The 15,782-nt window shown below is 69.0% G+C and carries 14 protein-coding genes; 9 read left to right on the forward strand and 5 right to left on the reverse strand.

The window, feature by feature from the left end:
- Nucleotides 1–32: 32 nt before the first annotated feature.
- Nucleotides 33–974, reverse strand: a complete 942-nt coding sequence (nudC, locus tag FHW79_RS00530) for an NAD(+) diphosphatase (protein WP_183177197.1) — start codon at nt 972–974, stop codon at nt 33–35.
- 158 nt (nt 975–1,132) lie between these two features.
- Here nudC and hisN point away from each other — a divergent pair, with 158 nt between their 5' ends.
- Complete coding sequence (gene hisN, locus FHW79_RS00535; protein WP_183177198.1) at nt 1,133–1,915, forward strand: histidinol-phosphatase; 783 nt, start codon at nt 1,133–1,135, stop codon at nt 1,913–1,915.
- Nucleotides 1,916–1,933: 18 nt separating this feature from the next.
- Nucleotides 1,934–2,473, forward strand: coding sequence for a hypothetical protein (locus tag FHW79_RS00540; protein WP_183177199.1), 540 nt, complete (start codon nt 1,934–1,936; stop codon nt 2,471–2,473).
- A 257-nt stretch (nt 2,474–2,730) separates the two neighbouring features.
- On the opposite strand, the gene aqpZ is transcribed toward FHW79_RS00540, so the two are convergent.
- A complete protein-coding gene (aqpZ, locus tag FHW79_RS00545) occupies nt 2,731–3,471 on the reverse strand; it encodes an aquaporin Z (protein ID WP_183177200.1) in 741 nt (246 codons plus the stop codon).
- Nucleotides 3,472–3,686: 215 nt separating this feature from the next.
- On the opposite strand from aqpZ, the gene FHW79_RS00550 reads away from it, so the two are divergent.
- Genes FHW79_RS00550 through FHW79_RS00575 form a run of 6 tightly spaced genes read left to right on the forward strand, consistent with a single transcriptional unit; the run spans nt 3,687 to nt 12,323 of the window.
- Nucleotides 3,687–5,498 carry an extracellular solute-binding protein gene (locus FHW79_RS00550; protein ID WP_247884101.1) on the forward strand — a complete coding sequence of 604 codons (1,812 nt, stop codon included), beginning with the start codon at nt 3,687–3,689 and terminating at the stop codon, nt 5,496–5,498.
- Between the two features lie 13 nt (nt 5,499–5,511).
- A complete protein-coding gene (locus tag FHW79_RS00555; protein ID WP_183177202.1) occupies nt 5,512–6,468 on the forward strand; it encodes a hypothetical protein in 957 nt (318 codons plus the stop codon).
- 42 nt (nt 6,469–6,510) lie between these two features.
- Entirely contained in the window at nt 6,511–8,373 is a 1,863-nt protein-coding gene (locus FHW79_RS00560; RefSeq protein WP_183177203.1) for an extracellular solute-binding protein, read from the forward strand.
- A gap of 29 nt (nt 8,374–8,402) precedes the next feature.
- Nucleotides 8,403–9,512, forward strand: coding sequence for a microcin C ABC transporter permease YejB (locus tag FHW79_RS00565; protein ID WP_183177204.1), 1,110 nt, complete (start codon nt 8,403–8,405; stop codon nt 9,510–9,512).
- Nucleotides 9,513–9,547: 35 nt separating this feature from the next.
- A complete protein-coding gene (locus FHW79_RS00570) occupies nt 9,548–10,636 on the forward strand; it encodes an ABC transporter permease (protein ID WP_343068884.1) in 1,089 nt (362 codons plus the stop codon).
- A 49-nt stretch (nt 10,637–10,685) separates the two neighbouring features.
- Entirely contained in the window at nt 10,686–12,323 is a 1,638-nt protein-coding gene (locus FHW79_RS00575; RefSeq protein WP_183177702.1) for an ABC transporter ATP-binding protein, read from the forward strand.
- A 61-nt stretch (nt 12,324–12,384) separates the two neighbouring features.
- Here the strand turns inward: FHW79_RS00575 and FHW79_RS00580 are convergent, their stop codons facing one another.
- Nucleotides 12,385–13,020: a pseudouridine synthase gene (locus FHW79_RS00580; RefSeq protein ID WP_183177206.1), complete on the reverse strand. Its 636-nt coding sequence runs from the start codon at nt 13,018–13,020 to the stop codon at nt 12,385–12,387.
- A 55-nt stretch (nt 13,021–13,075) separates the two neighbouring features.
- On the opposite strand from FHW79_RS00580, the gene FHW79_RS00585 reads away from it, so the two are divergent.
- Nucleotides 13,076–14,002 (forward strand): glyoxylate/hydroxypyruvate reductase A, encoded by a 927-nt coding sequence (locus FHW79_RS00585; protein ID WP_183177207.1) that lies wholly within the window; start codon nt 13,076–13,078, stop codon nt 14,000–14,002.
- A gap of 10 nt (nt 14,003–14,012) precedes the next feature.
- Here the strand turns inward: FHW79_RS00585 and FHW79_RS00590 are convergent, their stop codons facing one another.
- Both FHW79_RS00590 and fliG read right to left on the reverse strand, forming a co-directional pair.
- Complete coding sequence (locus tag FHW79_RS00590; protein ID WP_183177208.1) at nt 14,013–14,453, reverse strand: MarR family transcriptional regulator; 441 nt, start codon at nt 14,451–14,453, stop codon at nt 14,013–14,015.
- A 302-nt stretch (nt 14,454–14,755) separates the two neighbouring features.
- Nucleotides 14,756–15,778 carry a flagellar motor switch protein FliG gene (gene fliG, locus FHW79_RS00595; RefSeq protein WP_014239388.1) on the reverse strand — a complete coding sequence of 341 codons (1,023 nt, stop codon included), beginning with the start codon at nt 15,776–15,778 and terminating at the stop codon, nt 14,756–14,758.
- Between the last annotated feature and the right edge of the window lie 4 nt (nt 15,779–15,782).

Genomic DNA, 15,782 nt, shown 5'->3' on the forward strand with positions numbered 1-15,782 from the left:
CAATAACTGAGGGGGCAAGCGCACTCTTCCGCTCACTCCCCCTCGGCGATCCACTCGTCGATCAGGCGGCGGGCGATGCTGTCGGGGCGGGCGAGGCGGAACGTCTCGCTGGGCGTGAAGGTCCGCAGGAAGTCGCGGTCGAACCAGTGGGCCTCCTCCAACTCCTCCAGGTCGGTCTGGATGTCCAGCGTGACCGCCCGGGCGCTGAAGCCCAGCATCAGCGAGGACGGGAACGGCCAGGGCTGGGACGAGTGGTAGCGGATGTCGGTGACCTCTAGCCCGACCTCCTCCAGCACCTCGCGCTTGACGCTGTCCTCCAGGCTTTCGCCCGGCTCGACGAAGCCGGCCAGCACCGAATGCATGCCCGGCGGAAAGCGGGAATTGCGGCCCAGCACCATCCGCCCGGCCCCGTCATGGACCAGCATGATCACCGCCGGGTCAGTGCGCGGGAAATGGTGGGTGGCGCAGTCCGGGTTGGTGCAGACGCGCACATGCCCGCCCTCCGCGCCCACGGCGGCGGAGCCGCAGACGCCGCAGAAGCGGTGCCGGGCGTTCCACCAGGTGATGCCGCGGGCGTAGGCGCACAGCCCGGCCTCCGTCGCCTCCATCACCGGACCGACGGCGCGCAGATCCTCAAAGCGGCCGAGCCCGGCAAGGAGCGGGTGCTCCTCCGGCGTCTCCAGACCGGTCAGGTCCACGGTGAAGTGCGGAACGCCGTCCAGCAGGCCGAGGAAGACCGGCTCCACCCCCCAGTCGCCGCCGCAGGCGACGGCGACCGCGTGGGCCGAGTCGGCGTCGCCGGTCACGAAGTTGCGCGATTTCGCCACGGGCAGCAGGCGCGCGGTCGGCGAGGCCCAGGCGTCGTTCAGCCAGTCCTTGTCCTTGCGGCGCACGCCGGCGCGGTCGAGCGGGATACCGGCATAGGCGTTCGGGCGGGCGTTCGGGCGGTCGGGTGGGGAGGTGCGGTCGTGCATGGCGAAGAGGCTGCCACAAGCCCGCGGAACGGGGAAGCGGCGTCCCGCGCAACCCTCCTCCGTCATTGCCCTCCCCCCGCATTGATGGTTTGCGCCGGGAGAGCAGCCGACTAGGATGCCGCCCTCGTCCCAACCACGCGCGATCCGGCGGAGCGACCATGACCGAACCCTGCCCCACCCCCCTGGTGACCCTGGCGGAGCGTCTGGCCGACGCCTCCGGCCCGGTCATCCGCCAGTATTTCCGCACGCCGGTGGCGGTGGACGACAAGGCCGACGCCTCCCCCGTCACCATCGCCGACCGCGAGGCGGAGCGGGCCATCCGCGCCATCATCGAGGCCGAGCGCCCCGACGACGGAATCTATGGCGAGGAGTTCGGGACCAAGAACCTGGACGCCGAATGGGTCTGGGTGATCGACCCCATCGACGGCACCAAGTCCTTCATCACCGGCCGCCCGATCTTCGGCACGCTGATCGCCCTGCTGCACCGCGGGCGCCCGGTGCTCGGCGTCATCGACCAGCCCATCGTCCGGGACCGCTGGCTGGGCGTCGAGGGGCGCCCCACCCTGTTCAACGGCCAGCCGGCCCGCGTGCGCACCTGCGCCGGGGGACTGGCCGCGGCGACGCTGGGGACCACCTCGCCCGACCTGTTCCCCGGTGCAGACCAGGACGCCTTCCGCCGGGTGGCGGGGACGGCCAAGGTGTCGGTCTATGGCGGCGACTGCTACAGCTACGGCCTGCTGGCGGCGGGCTATTACGACCTCGTCGTCGAATCGGGGTTGAAGCTCTACGACTTCGCGGCGCTGGTGCCGGTGGTGACCGGGGCCGGCGGGCTGATGACCGATTGGGACGGACGGCCGCTCGACGCCACCTCCAGCGGGCGCGTGGTCGCCGCGGGCGACGCCCGCACCCACCGCGAGACGCTGGCCGCCCTGGCCGGCTGAGACAAGAGGACCACGCCCATGGCCACCATCGCCACGCCCGCCCGCTCCGTCTTCGAGACCTCGCCGGAGAAGCTGCGCCCCTTCCTGCACTCGCTGGCCGGGCGGGTGTCGGGCGGGGCCAACTGGATGGTCCGCAAGAAGACGGTCTGCGACCTGTTGCTGGGGCTGGACGCCTTCTTCGCCCTGCCGGCGGAGGAGCGCCGCGCCCTGATGGGCGCCGGAGACGACGCCGCCTCCCAACCTGGAGCCCAGGACGGCACCGGGCCGGAGGACTTCCGCAATGTCCTGCCGCTCTATGTCGGGGCGATCCTGGAGGGGCTGAAGGAGGAGGCGGTGACGCAGCCGGAGCAGGCGGCGATCTACATGCTGTCCATCCACCCGGAGCACCAGATGGCCGCGGAGGAATGGATGCTTGCCGACCCGCGCAACGGCAAGGCGGTGCGCCGGATGATGCGGTCCGACCGCCGCTACCGTCAGCTCATGGAGCGCATGGCCGACCACTGGAAGAAGACCCGCGCCGGTCAGGGCAGCAGCGAGACGGCCAGCAGCCCCAGGTAAATGCCGATGAACAGGCCGAGGACGATGCCGTAATCCTCGTCGGTCATCGGATTGGAATCGGGGTCGAACTGCCGCATGACATACTCCCTGTGCGTCAACGAGTGCTCAGAATAACCGTTGACGCCCTCGAAGTTCCCGCGACAAGGCCGTGACCTTCGCTCGAAGCCGAACACACCCCATAAAAAACGGACCGCGCCGGAGGGGCACGGTCCGCTGAGTCGGGAGGGACCCGAAGGGAAAGGGTCAGGCGGAACGGATCAGGCGGAGGGCCGGGCCTCGCCGGTGATGGCGGGCTTCGGCGGCATCTCCTCGGCCAGTGCGCGGTAGGCCAGCCCGCCGAGCAGCCCGCCGACCAGCGGCGCTACCCAGAAGGCCCAGAGCTGCTGCAACGCCCAGCCGCCGACGACCAGCGCCGGTCCCGTGCTGCGCGCCGGATTCACTGAGGTGTTGGTGACCGGGATGCTGATGAGGTGGATCAGCGTCAGCGCCAGCCCGATGGCCAGCGGCGCGAAGCCCGCGGGCGCCCGCCGGTCGGTGGAGCCCAGGATGACGATCAGGAACATGAAGGTCAGAACCACCTCGATCAGCAGGCCGGAGGTGAGGTTGTACGCGCCCGGCGAATGCTCTCCGTACCCGTTGGCGGCCAGCCCCTTGGCGGCCAGCGACCAGTCGGCCTTGCCGGTGGCGATGACGTACAGCACCACCGCCGCCAGGAAGGCGCCGACCACCTGCGCGATGACGTAGGGCAGGATGTCCTTGGCCGGGAAGCGCCCGCCGGCCCACAGCCCCACCGTGACCGCCGGATTCAGGTGGCAGCCGGAGATGTGGCCGACCGAATAGGCCATGGTCAGCACGGTCAGGCCGAAGGCCAGGGAGACGCCGGTCAGCCCGATCCCGACCTCCGGAAAGGCGGCGGACAGCACGGCGCTGCCGCAGCCGCCGAACACCAGCCAGAAGGTGCCGAGAAATTCCGCGCTCGTGCGCCGGACCATCGACATGTCACCACCTCGTCGGGCTTGCCGCATTTCCGCCTTTTTTGCGCCCCCGGACGGGCCGGCACCAGCGGACAGGCGTAAGATACCGTTGCGTACGCGGACTTGACGCGCCGCAAGGCGCGTACATGCTAGGGCTGATCCGCCTTATCATCTCAGGCCCAACCACATCAGGACCGACGATGCGCCGAGTTCTCGCTGCCGCCCGGACGACTGCTTTCTTGGCTCTCCTTGTGCTGTCGGCGCCAATCCAGGCGAACGGGGCCCAGGCGCAGACGGCCACCGTCCCCGCCCTGAAGCAGTTCGGCGAACCGGAGTTCAAGCCGGGCTTCACCCATTTCCCGCACGCCAACCCCGACGCGCCGAAGGGCGGTGCGATCACCCTGGCCGCGCAGGGCAGCTTCGACAGCCTGAACCCGATCATCCTGCGCGGCGTCACCCCGCGCACGCTGGGGCTGATCGCCGACTCGCTGATGGTCGGCTCCGGCTGGGAGATGGACGCCGCCTACGGGTCGCTCGCGGAAAGCGTGGAACTGCCCGACGACAAGAGCTGGGCCGTCTTCCACCTGCGCCGGGAGGCGCGCTGGCACGACGGCGTGCCGGTGACCGCCGGCGACGTGGTTTTCGCCTGGGATTCCATCCAGGCGCACGGCAACCCCTTCCTGAAATCCTTCCTCGACCGCGTGGCGACGGTGGAGGCGGTGGATGAGCACAAGCTGAAGATCACCCTGAAGACCACCGGGGAGATGAAGCCAATCATCGACTTCGCCACCAGCATCGCCCCCCAGCCCGTGCACTGGTGGACCGCCAACGGGCGCGACATCGCCAAGACGACGCTGGAGCCGGTGCTGGGCAGCGGCCCCTACCGCATCAAGTCGGTCGATGCGGGCCGCTCCATCACCTACGAGCGGGTGGCCGACTGGTGGGGCCGCGACCTGCCCACGGCGCGCGGCTTCTACAACTTCGACAGCGTGAAGGTCGATTACTACCGCGACGACGACGTGATGTTCGAGGCCTTCAAGGCCGGCGCCTACGACTTCCGCACCGAGCATCGGGCGCAGCGCTGGACCACCGGCTACGACTTTCCCGCCGCCAAGGATGGTCGGGTGAACCGTGTGGAGGTGAAAAGCGATCTGCCGCTGGGCGCCCAGGGCTTCCGCCTGAACACCCGCCGCGCCAAGTTCGCCGACCCGCGGGTGCGCGAGGCGCTGGGCTATCTGTTCGACTTCGAATGGATTCAGAAGAACATCCTGTACGGCCAGTATCTCCGCACCACCTCCAACTTCCCCAACTCCGACTTCGGCGCCAAGGGGCCGCCGACGCCGGAGGAGCTGGCCCTGCTGGAGCCCTTCCGCGCCCAATTGCCGGAGCGCGTCTTCACCACCCCCTTCGAGCCGCCCAAGACCGACGGCAGCGGCAACACCCGCAACAACCTGCGCGAGGCCATGCGCCTGTTCCGCGAGGCCGGGTGGGAGCTGAAGAACGGCCGGATGACCAGCGTCAGGACCGGCGAGGTGCTGAGCATCGAGTTCCTCGACGGCACCGGCGCGCTGACCCGGGTGATCCAGCCCTATGTGGAGGCGCTGCGCAAGGCGGGCATCGACGCGGTGCTGCGGGTGGTCGACACCGCCCAGTTCCAGGCGCGCACCGACGAGTTCGACTTCGACGTGGTGGTGGCGAACTTCAACTTCTTCACCCCGCCGGGGACCGAGCTGCGCAGCTATTTCGGCTCCGCCGCCGCCGACGTCCGGGGATCGGCCAACTACGCCGGCATCAAGGAACCGGCGGCCGACGCCATGATCGAGAAGGCGCTGGCGGCGAAGGATCTGGCGTCCGTCCAGGCGGCGACCCGCGCGCTCGACCGCGTTCTGCTGTGGGGCTTCTACATGGTGCCGCACTGGTACAACCCGGACAACTGGATCGCCTACCGGACGACGCTCGGCTTCCCGGAGACGACGCCGAAATACGATCTGGGCTTCCGCAACAGCGGCTTCCCCGAGGCGTGGTGGGTGAAGCTGGGCAAGGAAGGCTGAGGGCCGCCGTCCCATGACCCCGGAGACACCCGCCCCCTTACCGGCGCCCGATCCCCAGGACCTGTTCGACCGGGAGATCCGGCCGCTGCTGGATCGGCTGGAACGCCAGCGGACCGGAACCCGCGCCGCCATCGTGCTGCTGGTCTTCGCCGTGATCGGCGGGACGGTGCTTGCCCTGGTGAAGCTGCCCTTCCTCCTGAAGACCATGAAGCACGGCGGGAAGCTCTATGGCTCCCTCACCTTCGCCGTCTTCTCCGTCCCCTTCTTTCTCTTCCGCCGCCGCCGCAAGCGCTTCTTCGTCGCGCTTGTGCTGGCGGCCTGCCGCCACGCCGACCTCACCTACGCGCCCGGCGGCTGCCTGGGCCGGCGCCGGTTGCGCCAGCTTTTCAGCGACCTGAAGCCGGGCACCGCCCATGCCGAGGATGGCATCACCGGCGTGCGCCGGGGCCTGACCTTCTGGTTCAACGAGGTCGAGCTTCACAAATTCGCCGGGCTTCTGAAGGGCCACGTCCGGATTTTCCGCGGCTGGCTTCTCTGCATCGACCTGCCGCAGCCGGGGGGTGCGCCGCTGTCCTGCACGCTCACTCTCGGCGCCCGCGGCACCGGGCCGGTGCTGACCCCGCTGAACGGCGCGGCGGCGGAGGCCGAGCAGCGGTTCCCGCCGGACGTGCGGGCCCTGGCCGCCCGGCTCGCCACCCTGGCGGGCGCCCGCGAGGCCCGGCTGTCCACCGACGGGCTGCGCTTCATCCTGGCGATCGACACCGGGCGCGACCTGTTCGAAGGAATCGCGGCCCTCGACGAGCGGCTGACCCCCGCCCTGTTCGCCCGCTTCCTGGAGGAGCTGGACACGCTGACGCGGGTCGTGGACGCGCTTTCCGCGGCGCTCCAGGCGCAAACCGCCCCACCGATTTCCCAGCCCGCCGCGAGCTTGGACGCCGCCATACCCGTCTCTGCCTTGAATGTGCCATAGACGGACCCCTACCTTACCGGAAACAAAAGGACCGAGAGGGGCATGAGGAAGACCGGTAAAGCGATCCTGGCCGCGGTCATGTGCCTGTATCTGGCGGAACCCTTCGCCACGGCCCGCGCGCAGACCAACCCGAGCGAAATCGCAGGGCACGCCGTCACGGCCCATGGAACGCCCAAATACGGGCCGGACTTCCAGCATTTCGACTACGTCAACCCCGACGCCCCCAAGGGCGGCGAGATCAAGCTGGCGACCTACGGCAGCTTCGACAGCCTGAACCCGTTCATCCTGCGCGGGTCGGTCTCCGCCGGGGCCAGCCTGCCCTTCGACACGCTGACGGTGGAGAGCGGGGACGAGGTGCTGACCCGCTACGGGCTGCTCGCCGAGACGATCACCGTCGCCGAGGACCGGAGCTGGGTCCGCTTCACGCTGCGCCCGCAGGCGCGCTTCCACGACGGCGCCCCGGTGACCGCCGACGACGTGGTGTGGAGCTTCGAGACGCTGCGCGACAAGGGCCACCCGCTCTACCGCACCTACTACGCCGACGTGGTGAAGGCCGAGAAGACGGGGGAACGCGCGGTCACCTTCACCTTCCGCGACGGCGGCAACCCCGAGCTGCCGGTCATCATGGGCCAGCTGCCGGTGCTGCCCAAGCATGTCTTTGAAGGAGGCCGCGACTTCGCCAGCACGACGCTGGACCCCATCGTCGGCAGCGGCCCCTACCGGATCGTCGAGGTGCAGCCCGGCCGCTCGCTCGTCTTCGAGCGGGTGCAGAACTGGTGGGCCAAGGACCTGCCGGTCAACCGCGGGCGCTACAACTTCGACCGCATCCGCTTCGACTATTACCGCGACCTCGACGTGGTGTTCGAAGCCTTCAAGGCCGGGGCCATCGATTTCCGGGTGGAGCATTCGTCGAAGAACTGGGTGACCGGCTACGACGTACCCGCCGTGCGCGACGGCCACATCGTCCGCGAGGAGATCAAGCACCAGGACCCGCAGGGCATGCAGGCCTTCGTGTTCAACAGCCGCCGCCCGGTCTTCGCCGACCGCAAGGTGCGCGAGGCGCTGAATTATCTGTTCGATTACGAATGGACGCGGGCGAACCTGTCCTACGGGCTGTTCCAGCGCACCAGGAGCTTCTTCTCCAACTCCGAACTGGCCTCCAGCGGCCTGCCCTCGCCGGAGGAGCTGGCGCTGCTGGAGCCGTTCCGGGGCAAGGTGCCGGAGGAGGTCTTCACCAAGCCCTTCGCGCCGCCGCAGACCGACGGGTCCGGCAACATCCGCCCGAACCTGCGCACGGCGCTGGCGTTGCTGAAGGAGGCCGGGTGGGAGCTGAAAGGCAACAAGCTGCTGAACGCGAAGACCGGCGAGCCGATGCGCTTCGAGATCTTGCTGGTGCAGCCGGACATGGACCGCATCGTCCAGCCCTTCGTCCGCAACCTGGAGCGCGCCGGGATCGAGGCGGCCATCCGCGTGGTGGACACCGCCCAGTACCAGAACCGGATCGACCGCTACGACTTCGACATGGTCATCCAGCGCATCCTGCAATCGACCTCGCCCGGCAACGAGCAGCGCGACTACTGGCAGTCCGCCCGCGCCGACCAGCCGGGCAGCCGCAATCTGGCCGGCATCAAGGACCCGGTGGTGGACGCGCTGATCGACCGGGTGAGCCAGGCCCCCGACCGCGAGAGCCTGATCACCGCGACCCGCGCGCTCGACCGCGTGCTGCTGTGGGGCTGGTACGTCATCCCGCAATGGCACGACGACGTGCGGCGCGTCGCCTATTGGAACCGTTTCTCCCATCCGGCGGTTGCGCCCAAATACGGCTTGGCCTTCACCGACACCTGGTGGGTCGATCCCGACAAGAACGCGAAGCTCGCCAACACGGCCCGCCGCGCGGCGCCCTGAGACGGCAAACAGAAAGGCGAACCCGCGCGATGCTGGCCTACATCATCCGCCGTCTGCTGCTGATCATCCCGACGCTGTTCGGGATCATGGTCATCAATTTCCTGATCGTGCAGATCGCCCCCGGCGGTCCCATCGAGCAGATGATCGCCCGCGTCCAGGGCACCGCGGTGGAGGCGACCGCCCGCATCGGCGGCACCGGCGGCGGCGAGACCGGCGGGCCGGCGGGGCAGCAGGCCCAGGGCGGCGACACCGGCAGCCGCTACCGCGGCGCCCAGGGGCTCGACCCGGAATTCATCAAGCAGCTTGAGAAGGAATTCGGCTTCGACAAGCCGCTGCACGAGCGCTTCATCCATATGATGTCGAACTACCTGATGTTCGACTTCGGCAAGAGCTACTTCCGCGACCGCAGCGTCGTCGATCTGGTGATCGAGAAGATGCCGGTGTCGATCTCGCTGGGCATCTGGACGACGCTGATCGTCTATCTGGTGTCGATCCCGCTGGGCATCGCCAAGGCGGTGCGCGACGGCCAGCCCTTCGACGTCTGGACCTCCGGCGTGGTCATCGTCGGCTACGCCATCCCCAGCTTCCTGTTCGCCGTGCTGCTGATCGTCGTCTTCGCCGGCGGGCGCTATTTCGACCTGTTCCCGCTGCGCGGGCTGGTGTCGGACAACTGGGCGAGCCTGCCCTGGTGGCGGCAGATCCTGGACTACATGTGGCACATGGTGCTGCCGGTGCTGTCCATGGTGATCGGCGGCTTCGCCGGGCTGACCATGCTGACCAAGAACTCCTTCCTGGAGGAGATCAACAAGCAGTATGTCGTGACCGCACGCGCCAAGGGGCTGGCGGAGCGGCGGGTGCTATACGGCCACATCTTCCGCAACGCCATGCTGATCGTCATCGCCGGCTTCCCCGGCGCCTTCATCGGCATCCTGTTCACCGGCGCCCTGCTGATCGAGGTGATCTTCTCGCTGGACGGGCTGGGGCTGCTGGGCTTCGAGGCGGCGATCAACCGCGACTATCCGGTGATGTTCGGCACGCTGTACTTCTTCACGCTGCTGGGGCTCATCATGAACCTCGTCGGCGACGTGACCTATGTGGCCGTCGATCCCCGCATCGACTTCGAAGCGCGGAGGGTGTGATGGCGAGCGCCGCGAACCAGCCCCGCTTCCTCGGCCTGCGCGTCACGCCGCTCACCCGGCGGCGGCTGGCGAATTTCCGGGCGAACCGGCGGGGCTTCTGGTCCTTCTGGATCTTCCTGGTGCTGTTCACCCTGTCGCTGGGCGCGGAGTTCATCGCGAACGACCGCCCGCTGCTCATCAAATACGACAACGCGCTCTACTGGCCCGTCTTCACCGCCTATCCGGAGACCACCTTCGGCGGCGAGTTCGAGACGGAGACCGACTACCGCGACCCCTATGTGCGCCAACTGATCGAGGAGAAGGGCTGGATCGTCTGGCCGCCGATCCCCTACGGCTACCGCACCATCAACTACAACCTGCCGGTCCCCGCCCCGGCCCCGCCGTCCGCCGACAACTGGCTGGGCACCGACGACCAGGGGCGCGACGTGGTGGCGCGGCTGATCTACGGCTTCCGCATCTCCGTGCTGTTCGGGCTGGTGCTGACCGCCTTCTCCTCGGTCGTCGGCATCATGGCCGGGGCGGTCCAGGGCTACTTCGGCGGCATCACCGACCTGCTGTTTCAGCGCTTCATCGAGATCTGGCAGGGCCTGCCCACGCTGTTCCTGCTCATCATCCTGTCCAGCGTGGTGACGCCGAACTTCTGGTGGCTGCTCGGGCTGCTGCTGCTGTTCTCCTGGACTTCGCTGGTCCATGTGGTGCGGGCGGAGTTCCTGCGGGCGCGCAACTTCGACTATGTGCGGGCGGCCCGCGCGCTGGGCGCCACCGACGCGACGATCATGGTGCGCCATGTGCTGCCCAACGCCATGGTGGCGACGCTGACCTTCCTGCCCTTCATCCTGAACGGGTCGATCACCACCCTGACGGCGCTGGACTTCCTGGGTTTCGGCCTGCCCCCCGGCTCCCCCTCGCTGGGCGAGCTGCTGGCCCAGGGCAAGGCCAATCTCCAGGCGCCCTGGCTGGGCCTGACCGCCTTCTTCGTGCTGGCGATCATGCTGAGCCTGCTGATCTTCATCGGCGAGGCGGTGCGCGACGCCTTCGACCCGCGCAAGACCATCGGCCAGCTCTCCACCGCCACCGGAACCGCCAACGAGGCGGGCGCGGTGGCGCAGAAGGCCGCGGAATGATGCCCCTGACGACCACCAGCCCAAGAAGGCGGAACCGCCCATGACCGACATGACGACCAATGGGACCGACGATCTCCTCCAGGTCCGCAACCTCCATGTCGAGTTCCGCTCGGGCGGCGGGGCGATGCACGCGGTGAAGGGCGTGTCCTTCGACATCGCCAAGGGGGAGACCCTGGCGCTGGTCGGCGAGTCCGGGTCGGGCAAGTCGGTCACCGCCCTGTCGATCCTGCAACTGCTGCCCTACCCCATGGCCCGCCACCCGCACGGCTCCATCCGCTTCCGCGGGACCGAGCTGGTGGGGGCGGAGGAGAAGGTGCTGCGCGACGTGCGCGGCGACCGCATCGCCATGATCTTCCAGGAGCCGATGACCTCGCTGAACCCGCTGCACAGCATCGAGCGGCAGATCAACGAGACGCTGTTCCTGCACAAGGGCCTGTCCCGCGCCGCCGCGCGCAAGCGCACGCTGGAGCTGCTGCGGCTGGTCGGGCTGCCCAACCCGGAAAAGCGGCTGAACGCCTACCCGCACGAGCTGTCGGGCGGCCAGCGCCAGCGCGTGATGATCGCCATGGCGCTCGCCAACGAACCCGACCTGCTGATCGCCGACGAGCCGACGACCGCGCTGGACGTCACCATCCAGGCGCAGATCCTGGAGCTGCTGAAGGACCTCCAGCGCCGCTTCGGCATGGCGCTGCTGCTCATCACCCACGATCTGGGCGTGGTGCGCAAGATGGCCGACCGGGTCTGCGTGATGAACCAGGGGGAGATCGTCGAGCAGGCCGACGTCGCCGACATCTTCGCCCGCCCGCAGCACCCCTACACCCGCAAGCTGCTGGCCGCCGAGCCGAAGGGCGACCCGCTGACCCCGCCCGCCGACGCGCCGGAGGTCATGGCCGCCGACAACCTCAAGGTCTGGTTCCCCATCAAGAAGGGGCTGCTGCGCCGCACCGTCGATCACGTCCGCGCCGTGGACGGCGTGTCGGTCAACGTGCGGCAGGGGCACACGGTCGGGGTGGTCGGCGAGTCCGGCTCCGGCAAGACGACGCTGGGGCTGGCCCTGCTGCGCCTGCACGCCAGCGAGGGGGCGATCCGCTTCGACGGCAAGGACATCCAGGGCTGGCAGGCGAAAAAGCTGCGCGGGCTGCGGCGGGAGATGCAGGTGGTCTTCCAGGACCCCTACGGCAGCCTGTCGCCCCGCCTGTCGGTCGGCCAGATCATCGGCGAGGGGCTGACCATCCACGGCATCGGCTCCGGCGCCGAGCGCGACGCCATGGTGGCGAAGGCGCTGGAGGAGGTGGGGCTCGACCCGTCCAGCCGCCACCGCTACCCGCACGAGTTCTCCGGCGGCCAGCGCCAGCGCATCGCCATCGCGCGCGCCCTGGTGCTGAAACCGAAATTCGTCGTCCTGGACGAACCGACCAGCGCGCTCGACATGTCGGTGCAGGCGCAGATCGTCGACCTGCTGCGCGACATCCAGGCGCGCAACAACCTCGCCTACCTCTTCATCAGCCACGACCTGCGGGTGGTGCGGGCGCTCAGCAGCCACGTCATCGTCATGAAGGACGGCAAGGTGGTGGAGCAGGGCCCCACCCGCCGCATCTTCGAGGAGCCGCGGGAGGAATACACCCGCGCCCTGCTCGCCGCCGCCCTGAACCTGGAAGCCGTCAAGTCCGACGCCGTGCGGATGTAGCGCAACCCCCTCACCGGCCCTGCGGGCAACCCTCTCCCCAGAGGGGAGAGGGTTATGAGGGTCAAGTGCGATTGCCTTGGCTCCGCAGGCGCTTCGCTTTGGTGCCGGGTGGCGCCTTGGTCCGGACCGGCGCCGCCTTCGAGGAGTTCCCCCCCGGCACCGTCATCTCGCGCCATTGGCCGGGCGCCAGACCGTCCAGCGTCCAGTCGCCGATGGACCAGCGGATCAGCCGCAGGGTCGGGAAGCCGACCGCGGCGGTCATGCGGCGGACCTGACGGTTCCGCCCCTCCCGCAGGGTCAGGGCGATCCAGCTCGTCGGGATGGCGGCGCGGAAGCGCACGGGCGGGTCGCGCGGCCACAGGCCGTCCGGCTCCGCCATCCGGCGGGCCTCGGCGGGCAGGGTCGGGCCGTCGTTGAGCGTCACCCCGTCGCGCAGGCGCTGCAACGCCTCCTCGGTCGGAACCCCCTCCACCTGGACCCAGTAGGTCTTGGGCAGCTTGTGCTTGGGCGAGGCGATGCGGGCGATCAGCGCGCCGTCGTCGCTCAGCGCCAGCAGCCCCTCGCTGTCGCGGTCCAGCCGCCCGGCGGCGTAGACCCCCTTCACCGGCACATGGTCGGCCAGCGTCGGGCGCCCCTGCTCATCGGTAAACTGGGGCAGCACGCCATAGGGCTTGTTCAGCAGGATCAGACGGGGCACGGTTGGCTCGAACGGGTTTGAGACGAACAACGACAACATTACAGGGGTTTGCGCCGTGACGCTGCTTTTCTGCTCCACCACCGACCGCTCCGACCGCTGGCTAAGCGAGCTGGACGCCCGCCTGCCGGGGCTGGAGGTGCGGGTGTGGCCCGAGATGGGGAACCCGGCGGACATCGAGATGGCGCTGGTGTGGAAGCCGCCGCACGGGCTGCTCGCCACCCTGCCGAACCTGAAGCTGATCGTGTCGCTGGGCGCCGGGGTGGAATCGCTGCTGCTCGACCCCACCCTGCCCGACGTGCCGCTGGTCCGCATGGTGTCGGAGGGGCTGACCGTGGACATGGCCGGCTATGTGGCGCTCCAGGTGCTGCGCTGGCACCGGCTCCTCGACGAGTACAAGGCGCTCCAGCAGGCCGGGCGGTGGGAGCCGCTGGACCCCTGCCCGGCGTCGGAGGTGAAGGTCGGCATCCTGGGCATGGGCGAACTGGGCATGGCCTCGGCCAAGACGCTGCTGAGCATGGACTACCGCGTGCTGGGCTGGAGCCGGACGCCGAAGTCGCTGCCGGGGGTGGAAAGCTTCTCCGGACCCGACGGGCTGGCGGCGATGCTCGGGCAATGCAACCTGCTGGTCTGCCTGCTGCCGCTGACGGCGGAGACGCGCGGCCTGCTGAACCGCAAGCTGTTCGCCGCCCTGCCCAAGGGGGCAGTGGTCGTCAACGCCGCGCGCGGCGGGCATCTGGTGGAGGACGACCTGCTGGCGGCGCTGGAGAGCGGGCACCTCGCCGGGGCCAGCCTGGACGTGTTCGCGGAGGAGCCGCTGCCCGCCGGCCATCCCTTCTGGACCCACCCGAAGGTCCATGTGACGCCGCATGTCGCCGCCGTCACCCACCCGTCGCGCTCCGCCGCCGTGGTGGCCGAGGCGATCACCGCCTTCCGCGAGGGCCGTCCGCTGCCGAACCTCGTGGACCGCAGCCAGGGCTACTGAGCGGCAAGGCTCAGGCGGGCACCGCCACAGAGCCGGGGGCGCCCAACTGCGCCTCCAGCCGCGCCTTGGCGGAGGCGGCCACCTCCTCCTCGGCGCGGATGACCGCCATGTCCTCCGGCGCCACGGCGCCCGCCGCGACGACCAGCTCGGCGAAGTCGGACAGGAAGACGCTGCCCTTCACGGTGCGCTGGACCAGCACGCTGCGCTTGTCCTCGGCGTCGCGCTTGCGCTTGATGAAGCCGAGCAGCGACAGCCGGTCGAGCGCGCGGGTCACCGCGGGCTTGGAGATGTTCAGCGCCGCCGCCAGCCCGCGCACGGTGTGCGGCGGGTCGGTCAGATAGACCTGGAGCATGATGGCCATCTGCCGCGCCGACAGGTCCGGCCCATCCTGCCGGACGCTGGCGATCAACGCCGTCCGCCACAGGCCGAGCGCTTTCAGGTTCCGTGCCATGTTTCCCCCCGCGTGCCGCGTCCTTTGCCCCGAAGGCCCCCGCATTCGGAACGCGCGGCGAAGGAGTGTCCCCCAACCCGGCCCGGACAGGCAAGCGTTTCGCAGCCGGATCGATCGGTCAGGGTGTCGCGGGAGGGTGGAAGTGTGCCCTTCGCGGACTTGCCCCCACCCCAACCCTCCCCCGCTGCGCAGGGGAGGGAACTCCGCTGGCTTTGAACATGGCCCTCCCCTGCGAAGCGGGGGAGGGAGGGGACCCATGCGCGAAGCATGGGGAGGGTGGGGGCTCCTCGTCGGGAGCCCGCTCAGTAGATCAGTTCGTTCTCGCCGCTGCCTTCGGAGATGACGATCTCGCCGCGGGCCGCCAGATCCTTGGCGAGCTGGACCATGTACATCTGGGATTCGTCCACCTCGCGGACGCGGACCGGACCCATGGCAGCCATGTCCTCGCGCAGGATCTTCGCCGCGCGTTCGGACATGTTGGAGAAGAACAGGTCCTTCAGCGTCTCCGACGCGCCCTTCAGGGCGGTGGCGAGCTTCTGCTTGTCGACGCTGCGCAGCAGGGCCTGGACGCCGGACGGATCGAGCTTGGACAGGTCCTCAAAGGTGAACATCAGCGACTTGATGCGCTCGGCGCTGTCGCGGTTGCGCTCCTCCAGGGCGGCCATGAAGCGGTGCTCGGTCGTGCGGTCCAGGCCGTTGAAGATTTCCGCCAGCATCTCGTGGCTGTCGCGGCGGCTGGTGCGGGCGAGGTTGGTCATGAACTCGGTGCGCAGCGTGCGCTCCACGTCGTCCAGAACCTCCTTCTGCACGGCCTCCATGCGCAGCATGCGCATGATGACCTCCATCGCGAAGCTTTCCGGCAGCTGGGTCAGCACCCGGCCGGCGTGTTCCGGGCGGATCTTCGACAGCACCACCGCCACGGTCTGCGGGTATTCGTTCTTCAGGTAGTTGGACAGGACCGACTCGTTGACGTTGGCCAGCTTGTCCCACATGGTGCGGCCGGCGGGACCGCGGATCTCCTCCATGATGGAGTCGACCTTGTCCTTGGGCAGCGTCTTCAACAGCAGGCGTTCGGTGGAGTCGAAGGAGCCGACCAGCGAGCCGGTGGCCGACATCTGCTCCGCGAATTCGACGAACAGGCGCTCGATCAGGTTGGCGGAGACGGTGCCCAGGTTCGCCATCACCTGCGACAGCTCCTTGATCTCCTCGTCGTCCATCATCGCGAACAGCTTGGACGAATGCTCCTCGCCCAGCGCCAGCATCAGGATGGCCGCCTTCTCCGGACCGGTGAGGGTGCGATAATCCTCACGAACCTTCAGCGCCATGTAT

The organism is Azospirillum sp. OGB3 (genome assembly GCF_014192915.1).
Classification (GTDB): domain Bacteria; phylum Pseudomonadota; class Alphaproteobacteria; order Azospirillales; family Azospirillaceae; genus Azospirillum.

Excerpts from the sequence above, each read along its gene's own strand:
- nudC (WP_183177197.1), bottom strand. The coding sequence starts at position 974 with ATGCACGACCGCACCTCCCCACCCGACCGCCCGAACGCCCGCCCGAAC.
- hisN (WP_183177198.1), top strand. The coding sequence starts at position 1,133 with ATGACCGAACCCTGCCCCACCCCCCTGGTGACCCTGGCGGAGCGTCTG.
- FHW79_RS00540 (WP_183177199.1), top strand. The coding sequence starts at position 1,934 with ATGGCCACCATCGCCACGCCCGCCCGCTCCGTCTTCGAGACCTCGCCG.
- aqpZ (WP_183177200.1), bottom strand. The coding sequence starts at position 3,471 with ATGTCGATGGTCCGGCGCACGAGCGCGGAATTTCTCGGCACCTTCTGG.
- FHW79_RS00555 (WP_183177202.1), top strand. The coding sequence starts at position 5,512 with ATGACCCCGGAGACACCCGCCCCCTTACCGGCGCCCGATCCCCAGGAC.
- FHW79_RS00560 (WP_183177203.1), top strand. The coding sequence starts at position 6,511 with ATGAGGAAGACCGGTAAAGCGATCCTGGCCGCGGTCATGTGCCTGTAT.
- FHW79_RS00565 (WP_183177204.1), top strand. The coding sequence starts at position 8,403 with ATGCTGGCCTACATCATCCGCCGTCTGCTGCTGATCATCCCGACGCTG.
- FHW79_RS00575 (WP_183177702.1), top strand. The coding sequence starts at position 10,686 with ATGACGACCAATGGGACCGACGATCTCCTCCAGGTCCGCAACCTCCAT.
- FHW79_RS00590 (WP_183177208.1), bottom strand. The coding sequence starts at position 14,453 with ATGGCACGGAACCTGAAAGCGCTCGGCCTGTGGCGGACGGCGTTGATC.
- fliG (WP_014239388.1), bottom strand. The coding sequence starts at position 15,778 with ATGGCGCTGAAGGTTCGTGAGGATTATCGCACCCTCACCGGTCCGGAG.